Consider the following 10,106-nt stretch of genomic DNA (forward strand, 5'->3'; position numbering starts at 1 on the left):
GGGCCATCACATCCTGAAGTTTTCGCCGAGATAGACCTTGCGCACGTCGGCGTTGGCCACGATCTCGTCGGGCGTGCCTTCGGCGAGCACTGAGCCCTCGCTGATGATGTAGGCGCGGTCGCAGATGCCGAGCGTCTCGCGGACGTTGTGGTCCGTGATCAGCACGCCGATGCCGCGGCTCTTCAGGAAGCCGATGATGCGCTGGATCTCCAGCACCGCGATGGGGTCGACGCCGGCAAAGGGCTCGTCCAGCAGGATGAAGCGGGGCTGCGTGGCCAGGGCCCGGGCGATCTCGACGCGGCGGCGTTCGCCGCCCGACAGCGCCGGCGCCGGGCTGTCGCGCAGGCCTTCGATGGAGAGGTCGTGCAGCAGGCCGTTGAGCAGCTCGTCGATGCGCGCCTTGCCCAGGGACCGGCCCTTGGCGTCCTGCTGCAGCTCCAGCACCGCGCGGATGTTCTGCTCCACGGTGAGCTTGCGGAAGATCGAGGCTTCCTGCGGCAGATAGCTCAGGCCCAGGCGGGCACGGGCGTGGATGGGCAGGCGCTGCACCTCGGCACCGTCGATGCGGATGACGCCGGCGTCCGAGCGGACGAGGCCGACGATCATGTAGAAGCTGGTCGTCTTGCCGGCGCCGTTGGGGCCGAGCAGGCCGACGACCTCGCCGCAGTCGACGCGCACATGGACGTTCTTGACGACCTTGCGCACGCCATAGGTCTTGGCCAGCCCTTCGGCTTCGAGCCGGCTGCCGCAGGCCGTGGGCTGCACGCCAGCGGCCGGGGATTCGAGCGTGACGGAGGCGTCGTCCATCACGAAGGCTTGCCCGGCCGCAACGTCGTCGACGGCTTCAGCGGCAGGGGCGCAGCCGGCGCGGAGGCCGATTCATCCGGCTGCGCAGGGGGCATCCTGACCATGCGCACGCGGCCATTCGGGTTGGGCGAGGCGCTGCCGCCTTCCAGCGTGATGACCTCGGTGCGGCTGTTGTAGACGATGACGGCGCCCGTCACCTCCTTGGAGACCACGGCGCCGGTCGTGCTGCGCACATTGGCGTTGCCGATGAAGCGTACGTTCTCGGTGCGGGTGTCGTATTCGAGCTGGTCGGCCACGCCTTCGATGGCCTCGCCGGCGGCATCGCCTGCCTGGCGGAAGCTGACCGGCTTGCCCGCCATGCCATTGGCATAGGCCTGGACATAGCCGTCGCGCGTCTCGCGAACGTCCACCTTCTCGGCGCGCAGCATCAGGCTGCCCTGGGTGATGATGACGTTGCCCTGTAGTTCAGTGCGCTGGTTCACGCCGTCGATGCGACCCTGTTTCTCGGCCGTGAAGACCATCGGCTTCAGGCGGTCGCCCTTCTCTGCGTGGGCGGCAGTGGCGGTGAGCGCAGCGAGGAGGAGAAGGAGTCGCGAAGACATGGCGGCACGGAAGTTGCAGGCCATTCTATGGGCGCGATACCGCCCTCAGCCTTTCTCTCGCGACAACTTGATCAGGAAATCCGCGACGGCTAGGGTCTGCTGGGCCTGGGCGACCTCACCTTGGCTGGGGTTGCCGCCCATGCCGGGGCCGGTGCGGAAACGCCCGCCGATGACGAGGGCGGGCACGCTGTCCGCGCCGCTCAACTCGGCCAGTTTCTGCCCTTGCGCCAGCTTGGACTGCACGCCGAAGGAGGCGAATGCCGCTTTGAACTTGCTTGCATCCACGCCCAGCTTGCCGACCAGGGCCGTGACGGCGGCCTCGTCATTGGCGTCCACGCCCTGGCGGTGGAAGGCATTGAAGATGCCGCTGTGCACCGCCGGCGTCAGCGCGTCCATGGCCTCCAGCGTGTAATACATGCGCGCATGCAGCTTGAGCATGGCCTGCTGGCCCACCGGCACGCGGCGAAAGCTCACGTTCGCCGGCAGCCGGTGCACCCAGGCCTCCAGCGGCGGGTCGAAGGCGAAGCAGTGTGGGCACTTGTAATAGAAGAACTCGACGACCTCGATCTTGCCCGGCGCGCCCGGCAGGCGCTGCGACAGGCGAGCGTAGTGCCGGCCCTCGACGGGGCCGCCCTGCGCCCAGGCAGCCGGCGCCAAGCCGGTGGCGGCCAGCGCGAAGGCGGCGTCGCGGCGCTTCATGCCTTGCGGCGCACCCGCTGGATGAGGAAGTCGGCGTACTGCAGCGCGCGCTGGCCGAGTTGGTGCTCGGGCAGGCGCTCGCCCGCGCCCGCCATGCTGGGCGAGGTCAGGAAGCGGCCGCCGATGCCGATGGCGGGCACCCCGTCGGCGCGGTAGTCGTCGAACAGCTTGTCAGCCTGCTTGCACTTGGTCTGCACGCCGAAGGAGTTGTAGGCGTCCTGGTATTTGGCCGGATCGACGCCCAGAGCGCTGAGGAACTTGGCCTGGCTCTTGGCGTCATCCAGCGCCTGGCCTTGCTCGTGCATGGCCTTGAAGATGGCCGGGCGCGCGGCGGCTTCCTTGCCCAGGGCCTCCAGCGTGTAGAACATGCGCTGGTGGGGCTTCAAGTTGGCGCGGAAGGCCACGTGCGACTTGCGGAAGACGACGTCGGCTGGCAGTTGCTTGGACCACGGCTCGATCAGGGGCTCGAAGGCGTAGCAGTGCGGGCAGCCGTACCAGAAGAACTCCACCACCTCGATCTTGCCGGGCGGCGTGGCCAGGGGCCGGTCGAGCGCTGTGTAGTGGCGGCCTTCGATGGGACCGCCCTGGGCGAGGGCGGAGCCCGCAGCACCGGCGAGCGGCGTGGTGGCGAGCAGGGCGGAGAAATCGCGGCGCTTCATGGCGTCAGGCTTCCTTGGCTAGGGATTCAGCGTTGTACACGAACGAGGTTGGCCTCGAAACCGGCCCCCTCGATCTTGCGCTGCAGGTCTTCGGCGGACTCGCGGGTATCAACGGGCCCGAGGCGCACGCGGTAGACAGTGCGGCCGTTTTGTTCGCGCTCCATCAGCTTGGCCGTGAAGCCCTGGATGGCCAGCTTGGCCCTCTGGGCCTCGGCCTCCTCGGGGCGGGTGAAGGCGCCGGCCTGCACGAAGTAGGTGTAGGCGTCGGCGCCCGCTGCGGCTGCCGCTGTCGGCGGCGTGGCGGCGGAGGCGGCCTCGGCCTTGGGCGCGACGGGCTTGGGCTGTGCCGTCACCACCGGCGGCAGGTTGGCCGCAGCGCTGGCGGCGGCCACGGCGGCGCTGGCGGTTGTCGTGGCGGGCGGCGGGGCGGTCAGCGGCGGCGCGTTGACGACACCGCTGGCGCTGCGTGTGGCCTTGCCGGCCAGCGGCGCGTTCGGGTCCCAGTTGCGGTTGCGCTCGGTCTCGGCAGCGTCCTGCTCGGCCGTGCGCTGGGGCACCTTGTTCACGAAGGGGATGGGCACCTTGGTGATGTACAGGGCCACGCCCAGGGCGACGGCGAGGCCGACCAGCAGGCCGACGATGAGGCCGAGGACAAAGCCGCCCTTCTGGTTTTTCTGGCCGGCAGGCTTGGATGCAGAACTCATTCGGTCTCCAGGGTTTCAGCAGTGTCGCGGTTCATCTGTTCGGGCGCGCTGACGCCCAGCATGCCGAGGGCGTTGGCCAGCACCTGGCGCGTGGCGGCCAGCAGGGCGACGCGGGCGCGGCTCAGTTCCGGTGCCACGCCCACCACGCGCTCGGCGGCGTAGTAGGAGTGGTAGGCGCCGGCCAGGTCGCGCGCGTAGAAGGCCACGTCGTGCGGGGCGATGCCGGCAGCTGCGCCGGCCAGCATGTCGGGGTAGGCGGCTAGCTTGAGCATCAGCGCCTCCTCGGTGGGCGCGGTCAGCAGGCTCGTGTCGGCGCCGGCGATGGTCGATGTATCACCGCCCCCTTGCGCGACCCACTTGCGGATCACCGAGCAGATGCGCGCATGGGCGTACTGCACGTAGAACACCGGGTTCTCGTCATTGGCCTTCAGCGCCAGGTCGATGTCGAAGACGAACTCGGTGTCGGCCTTGCGGCTGATGAGGAAGAAGCGCACCGCATCGCGGCTGGTCCAGTCGATCAGGTCGCGCAACGTCACATAGCTGCCGGCGCGCTTGGAGATCTTGACCTCCTCGCCGCCCTTCATGACCGTGACCATCTTGTTCAGCACGTACTCGGGGAAGCCCTGCGGGATGCCGAGACCCACGGCTTGCAGGCCGGCACGCACGCGGGCGATGGTGCCGTGGTGGTCGGTGCCCTGGATGTTGATGCACTGCGTGTAGCCGCGCTCGAACTTGTTGATGTGATAGGCCACGTCCGGCACGAAGTAGGTGAAGCCGCCTTCGGACTTGCGCATGACGCGGTCCTTGTCGTCACCGTAGTCGGTGGTGCGCAGCCAAAGCGCGCCGCCTTCTTCATAGGTCTTGCCGCTGGCGATCAAGCGCTCGACCGTCTTCTCCAACTGGCCGCCGGCGTAGACGCTGCTTTCCAGGAAGTAGTTGTCGAACTTCAGGCCGAAGGCCTGCAGGTCCAGGTCCTGCTCATGGCGCAGATAGGCGACGGCGAACTGGCGGATGCTGTCGAGGTCGTCGATGTCGCCCGAGGCGGTGAACTCGCGGTCGTCGGCCTTGACGGTTTCGCGCTGAAGGAAGGCGTCGGCAATGTCCTGGATGTAGTCGCCGTTGTAGGCGGCCTCGGGCCACTCGGCGTCGCCCGGCTTGAAGCCCTTGAGGCGCATCTGCGTGGAGTTGGCCAGCGTGGCGATCTGCACACCAGCGTCGTTGTAATAGAACTCGCGGGTCACGTCGTGGCCCTGGCTCTGGAAAACGGAGCAGATCGCGTCGCCCAGGGCGGCCTGGCGGGCATGGCCCACATGCAGCGGGCCGGTCGGGTTGGCGGAGACGAACTCCACCATGACGTGCTTGCCGGTGGCCTCGCGGTGGCCGAATTTGGCGCCAGCGGTCAGCACTTCGGCCACGACGGCCTGCTTGGCCTCGGGCTTGAGGCGGATGTTGATGAAGCCGGGGCCGGCGATCTCCAGCGCTTGGCACCATTGCTGGAAGGCGGGCTTGGCTTCGAGGGCGGCGATCAGGCGGGTCGCCAGTTCGCGCGGGTTGGCCTTCAGCGGCTTGGCCAGCTGCATGGCGGCGGTGCAGGCGAAGTCGCCATGGGCGGCCTGCTTGGGCGATTCGAAGGCCGCGACGGCATTGGAGCCGGGGGCGATTTCTTGCAGAGAGTCGGCGAGTGCGGCGAGCAGGGCCTGCTTGGCTTGGATCATGGGCGGGATTCTAGGAGGCCCGTCCTCAACGCGCGGGCCGCTGGCCGCGTCGACTCAGCCGGCTGTCGCTTCGTGACAGGCCACACAGAGCTTGTTGCCGTCCGGGTCGCGAAAGTAAGCGCCGTAGTAGCTGGCGTGGTACTCGGGCCGCAAGCCGGGCGGACCCTCGCAGAGGCCGCCGTGGGCCAGTGCGGTGGCATGAGCGGCGTCGACCTGCGAACGGCTGGCCGCCAGCAGCGCCACCATCTGACCGTTGCCGGGTTGGTGCTCGCCGTCGAAAGGCGCGCCGAGCAAGAACAGCGGGCGCGGGCCGGGGGCGCTCTGCCACCCAGCCCAGGGGCGAGACGGGTCGCAGAAGCGCTCGGGCAGCCCCAAGCCGGCCATCAGCGGGCGGTAGAAGGCGAGGGCTCGCTCGAAGTGGTTTGTGGCGACAAAGACGTGGGAGAACAAGGGGAGGCACCTCCATGGGCGGCCCGTATCATGCCCGGCGTGAGCGCTCCCGCAGACGATTTGCCCTCCCACATCGGCCGCTACCAGGTGCTCAAGCGCCTGGGTGAGGGCGCGACAAGCGACGTGTTCCTGGCCCGTGACCCGTTCCAGGCACAGGACGTGGCGATCAAGCGCATGCGCACCTGGGCGCCGCCGCCCGATGCGCCGTCCAGCGACTTCAGCAACCGCTTCTTCAGCGCCGAGGCGGCCCTGGCCGGGCGGCTGCACCACCCCAACGTCGTCGCCATCCTCGACGCGGTGGCCGAGGCCTCGGCGCCCTACCTCGTCATGGAGTACGTGCCCGGCGTCACGCTCAAGCACTTCTGCCGCAGCGACCGCCTGCTGCCGCTGGACCAGATCGTCGAAGTGGCCTTCAAGTGCGCGATGGCGCTGGGCTATGTCTACCGCCAGGGGCTGATCCACCGTGACGTGAAGCCGGCCAACCTGCTGGCCGTGCTGGACGCCTCGGGCCAGGTGGTGGATGTGAAGGTCAGCGACTTCGGCTCGGCGCTGAACCTGCATGCCGACGCGACGCAGATCCACCGCGTCGGCTCGCTGGCCTACATGCCTCCGGAGCAGATCGACGGTGCCGACGTGGACTGCCGCGCCGACATCTACGCGCTGGGCGCCGTGCTCTACCACCTCATCGGCGGCCGCCCGCCCTTCGACGCGCCGCACCAGATGGCGCTGATGCACCAGATCTACCACCAGCCGCCGCTGCCGCTGCCGGGTCAGCGCGAGGGCGTCAGCGAGGCGCTGGATGCCGTCGTGCAACGCGCCCTGGCCAAGGACCCGCACGACCGCTTTGCCGACTGGGACAGCTTTGCCCAGGCGCTGTCTGGCCTGGTGTCCAGCCAGCAGGTGCCGATGAACCGCCTGGGTGAGGTGCGCGATTCGGAGCGCTTCAACATGCTGCGCGCGCTGGAGTTCTTTGCGGACTTCGGCGACGTGCAGCTGTGGGAGGTGGTGCGGCGCGCGCGCTGGAAGCGCTATCCGCTGGCGCACGCCCTCTTCAAGCGCGGCCAGGAAGGCAGCAGCTTCCACATCATCGCCCGCGGCGAGGTGCAGGTGTACCGCGACAACCGGCTGGTGGCCACACTGGGCCAGGGCACGTCGGTGGGCGAGATGGCCTACCTCGCGCCCAACCCCGACCTGCGCCGCCACAGCGCCGACATCAAGGTCACGCAGGAGTGCACGACGATCTGCTTCGAGCCTGAAACGATGAGCCAGCTGAGCCCGGAATGCCAGCACCGCTTCGACAGCGCCTTCATCCGCGTGCTGGTGCGCCGCCTGCACGCCGCCCACGAGGCGCTGGCGCATCCGCGGCGCATCCTGTGAGCAAGCTGACAGGAGCTTCCCGTCGCTTGGCAGCCCAGGGCTCCCGTGCTTGAATGGCCCGGCCCGATCACCTCCCAGAGGAAGGACTCCTGATGAAACGCTTCACTCTCGCCATTGCCCTTGGCGTGGCCGCTTTTGCCGCCCAGGCCGAAGACAAGGCGCCCACCGCCCAGCAGTCCAAGATGGCCACCTGCAACAAGGAAGCCACCGACAAGAAAGGCGACGAGCGCAAGGCCTTCATGAAGACCTGCCTGTCCGCCAAGGCGGGTGACGCGCCCGCTGCCGCCGCCCCTGCCGCGACCAGCCCAGCTTGCGAGAAGTCCGCCGCCGACAAGAAGCTTCACGGTGCCGCCGCCAAGAGCCACATCAAGAAGTGCGTTGCCGACGCGGCCTCCGCGCCCAAGTAAACACCGCGCCTGACGGGCGCCGCCTCATTCAAAGCCACCTTCGGGTGGCTTCTTCTTAGGTGGCTTAGGGGCGCCGTCCGACAGGGTGTCGGCCCGGTGGCCGGCCCCGGGCGAGGCGGGCAACACCGAAAGTGGAGTCATGGCAAGTCCATCAAAAGGAACCCGATCATGAACAACACTCTGCACACCGAATCCTCCGCCGCCGTTTACTGGCGTGTGACCCTGGTCTCCATCGCGGCTGCCGCGACGTTGGCCCTGACCGCCTGCGCCGGCATGTCGGCTCGTGAAACCAGCACCGTCGTCGGCGCCACCGCTGGCGCTGTCATCGGCGGTGCAGTGACCGGGTCCACCGCTGGTGCCGCCATCGGCGCTGCGGCTGGCGGCGTCGTCGGCAACGAAGTGTCGAAGAAGCGCGACCGCTGAGGTCTCAGCCCCGCCCAGCATGGCACGCTGAACGCGCGCAAAGTCGGGCGGGTCTCGCAGACTTAGACCGCATGGCAGGCAACGAGCCTGCCATCCACGTCGCGCAACTGGGGGGTCTCTTCCATGCAGCGCGGCATGGCCAGCGGGCAGCGCTTGTGAAAGGCGCAGCCGCTGGGAGGGTTGAGCGGGCTCGGCAGCTCGCCGTGGATGACGATGCGCTCACGCCTGTCCGCCTTGCGCAGGGCTGGCGTCGCACTCATCAGCGCCCGCGTGTAGGGATGCAGCGGCTGCGCAAACAACCGGCGCTTCTCGCCGATCTCCACCGCCGCGCCGAGGTACATCACCATGACCTCGTCGGCCACATGCTCCACCACCGACAGGTTGTGCGAGATGAACACATAGCCCGTGCCGAACTCGTCCTGCAGATCCATGAAGAGATTCAAGATCTGGGCCTGGATGGAGACGTCCAGTGCGCTTACCGGCTCGTCCGCAACGACGATGCCGGGATTCAGGATCATGGCCCGCGCGATGGCGATGCGCTGGCGCTGTCCGCCCGAAAACATGTGCGGGTAGCGGCGCAGGTGTTCTGGGCGCAGGCCGACCTTGTTGGCCAGCGCTTCGACTCGTTCCTGACGTTCGGCGGCACTGAGCGGCGTGTTGATGAGCAGCGGCTCGGCCAGCGTCGTTGCCACCGTCTTGCGCGGGTTGAGCGACGCGAACGGGTTCTGGAACACCATCTGCACGTCGCGGCGCAGCGCCTTCAAGGTTGCCTTGTCGGCCGTCGCGGCGTCCGTACCGCGGATCTTCAGTGAGCCGCGCGTCGGCGGCTCGATCAGCGTGAGCTGGCGGGCCAGTGTGCTCTTGCCACAGCCTGATTCGCCGACCACGGCCAGCGTCTTCTTCGGTGCCAGCGTGAAGCTGACGCCGTTGAGCGCCTTAACGGTCGCCTTGGGTTTGAAGAGGCCACGGCTGACGCTGTAGTGCTTGGCCAGGTCGGTGGCTTCGAGGAGCAAGCCGAGCGCCGGGCCGCCCCAAGCCGGCGACGACCCCTCGGGGGGCAGCGGCGCCGCAGGCGATGCGTGGGGGCTCATATCCTCAGACATGCACTCCCTCCTCGACCGGGAAGAAACAGCGCACACCGTTCTCCAATGCAGGCCGTTCGGCGATGCACTTCGGCTGCGTACGCGGGCAACGCGGTGACAGCAGGCAGCCCGCGGGCCGGTCCAGCGCGCCGGGCACGATGCCGGGCAGAGCCGACAGACGCCTGGCGCCCTTGTTGTGCTCGGGGATCGCGGCCAGCAGCGCGTTCGTGTACGGGTGGCGCGGCGCGTCGAAGAGGTCGGGCACCGGGCCGGTCTCGACGATCTGGCCGGCATACATCACGGCGATGCGCTGCGCCATCTCGGCCACGATGGCGAGGTCGTGCGTGATCACGATCAACCCCATGCCCTGCTCGCGTTGCAACTTCAGCAGCAGCGCCATGATCTGGGCCTGGATGGTCACGTCCAGCGCCGTGGTCGGCTCGTCGGCGATCAGCAGCTTCGGCGCACACGCAATGGCCATCGCGATCATCACGCGCTGGTTCATGCCGCCCGAGAGCTGGTGGGGGTAGGCGCTGGCGCGGCTGGCGGCGTCGGGGATCTCGACGAGGTCCAGCAGTTCGACGACACGCTTCTTCGCCGCGCTGCCGCGCAGGCCGAGGTGGGCCTTGAGCACTTCGGCGATCTGGGCGCCGACGGTGTAGCTCGGGTTGAGGCTGCTCAGTGAGTCCTGGAACACCATGGCGACGTCGCGGCCGATCAGGGTGCGGCGTTCGCTTGACGACAACTTCAGCAGGTCGCGGCCTTGGAACTCGATGGCGTCGGCGGTGACCTTGCCGGGTGGGTCGATGAGGCCCATCAGGGCGAGCATGGTCACGGACTTGCCGGAGCCGGACTCGCCGACGATGCCGAGCAGTTCGCCGGCTTGTAGCGTTAGGTCGACGCCGTCGACGGCGGGGAAGTTGCCGAAGGTGACGCGAAGATTCTTGATAGTGAGGAGGCTCATCGCTTCGATGGCTTTCTGCCTAGGCCCATGCCGGGATTTCGCCCCGGCGGGCGACTCACTTTCTGGGCCGCCAGAAAGTAAGCAAAGAGCTCCCCCCGACCGCCCCGCCCCTGCGCTTCGCTCCGGGGTGCCCTGCGGTCCTCAAGCCTCGAGGCCCCGCCCGGAACTCGCGCCGCTACGCTCTGCTCAAACAACCGTGCGGAGTCAGTTCTTGAAG

The 10,106-nt window shown here is 68.3% G+C and carries 12 protein-coding genes; 3 read left to right on the top strand and 9 right to left on the bottom strand.

All coding sequences use genetic code 11. The annotated features are described in order from the left end of the window. Positions 1–6 precede the first annotated feature (6 nt). From lptB to AC0IZJ_RS18495, 7 genes are read right to left on the bottom strand one after another with little or no spacing between them, the layout of a single operon-like run. Positions 7–807: an LPS export ABC transporter ATP-binding protein gene (gene lptB, locus AC0IZJ_RS18465; RefSeq protein WP_471852691.1), complete on the bottom strand. Its 801-nt coding sequence runs from the start codon at positions 805–807 to the stop codon at positions 7–9. Next, a complete protein-coding gene (gene lptA, locus AC0IZJ_RS18470) occupies positions 807–1,409 on the bottom strand; it encodes a lipopolysaccharide transport periplasmic protein LptA (RefSeq protein WP_471852692.1) in 603 nt (200 codons plus the stop codon). The genes lptB and lptA overlap by 1 nt, the downstream gene beginning before the upstream one ends. 45 nt (positions 1,410–1,454) lie before the next feature. Further along, positions 1,455–2,108: a thiol:disulfide interchange protein DsbA/DsbL gene (locus tag AC0IZJ_RS18475; RefSeq protein ID WP_471852693.1), complete on the bottom strand. Its 654-nt coding sequence runs from the start codon at positions 2,106–2,108 to the stop codon at positions 1,455–1,457. Next, positions 2,105–2,767 carry a thiol:disulfide interchange protein DsbA/DsbL gene (locus AC0IZJ_RS18480; protein WP_471852694.1) on the bottom strand — a complete coding sequence of 221 codons (663 nt, stop codon included), beginning with the start codon at positions 2,765–2,767 and terminating at the stop codon, positions 2,105–2,107. The genes AC0IZJ_RS18475 and AC0IZJ_RS18480 overlap by 4 nt, the downstream gene beginning before the upstream one ends. A gap of 26 nt (positions 2,768–2,793) precedes the next feature. After that, positions 2,794–3,471 carry an SPOR domain-containing protein gene (locus AC0IZJ_RS18485; protein ID WP_471852695.1) on the bottom strand — a complete coding sequence of 226 codons (678 nt, stop codon included), beginning with the start codon at positions 3,469–3,471 and terminating at the stop codon, positions 2,794–2,796. Next, on the bottom strand, positions 3,468–5,186 hold the full coding sequence (gene argS / locus AC0IZJ_RS18490; RefSeq protein ID WP_471852696.1) for an arginine--tRNA ligase: 1,719 nt from the start codon (positions 5,184–5,186) through the stop codon (positions 3,468–3,470). The genes AC0IZJ_RS18485 and argS overlap by 4 nt, the downstream gene beginning before the upstream one ends. 54 nt (positions 5,187–5,240) lie before the next feature. Then, positions 5,241–5,636, bottom strand: a complete 396-nt coding sequence (locus AC0IZJ_RS18495; RefSeq protein ID WP_471852697.1) for a VOC family protein — start codon at positions 5,634–5,636, stop codon at positions 5,241–5,243. A gap of 30 nt (positions 5,637–5,666) precedes the next feature. On the opposite strand from AC0IZJ_RS18495, the gene AC0IZJ_RS18500 reads away from it, so the two are divergent. The 3 genes from AC0IZJ_RS18500 to AC0IZJ_RS18510 all read left to right on the top strand — a co-directional run bounded on the left by AC0IZJ_RS18500 (position 5,667) and on the right by AC0IZJ_RS18510 (position 7,843). Next, complete coding sequence (locus AC0IZJ_RS18500) at positions 5,667–7,013, top strand: serine/threonine-protein kinase (protein WP_471852699.1); 1,347 nt, start codon at positions 5,667–5,669, stop codon at positions 7,011–7,013. Between the two features lie 92 nt (positions 7,014–7,105). Beyond that, complete coding sequence (locus AC0IZJ_RS18505) at positions 7,106–7,420, top strand: PsiF family protein (protein ID WP_471852700.1); 315 nt, start codon at positions 7,106–7,108, stop codon at positions 7,418–7,420. 168 nt (positions 7,421–7,588) lie between these two features. Continuing rightward, complete coding sequence (locus AC0IZJ_RS18510; protein WP_471852702.1) at positions 7,589–7,843, top strand: glycine zipper domain-containing protein; 255 nt, start codon at positions 7,589–7,591, stop codon at positions 7,841–7,843. Positions 7,844–7,905: 62 nt separating this feature from the next. On the opposite strand, the gene AC0IZJ_RS18515 is transcribed toward AC0IZJ_RS18510, so the two are convergent. Both AC0IZJ_RS18515 and AC0IZJ_RS18520 read right to left on the bottom strand, forming a co-directional pair. Beyond that, positions 7,906–8,946, bottom strand: coding sequence for a peptide ABC transporter ATP-binding protein (locus AC0IZJ_RS18515; RefSeq protein WP_471852703.1), 1,041 nt, complete (start codon positions 8,944–8,946; stop codon positions 7,906–7,908). Next, a complete protein-coding gene (locus AC0IZJ_RS18520) occupies positions 8,939–9,889 on the bottom strand; it encodes an ABC transporter ATP-binding protein (RefSeq protein WP_471852705.1) in 951 nt (316 codons plus the stop codon). The genes AC0IZJ_RS18515 and AC0IZJ_RS18520 overlap by 8 nt, the downstream gene beginning before the upstream one ends. Positions 9,890–10,106 lie beyond the last annotated feature (217 nt).

The organism is Roseateles sp. AC306 (genome assembly GCF_979253795.1).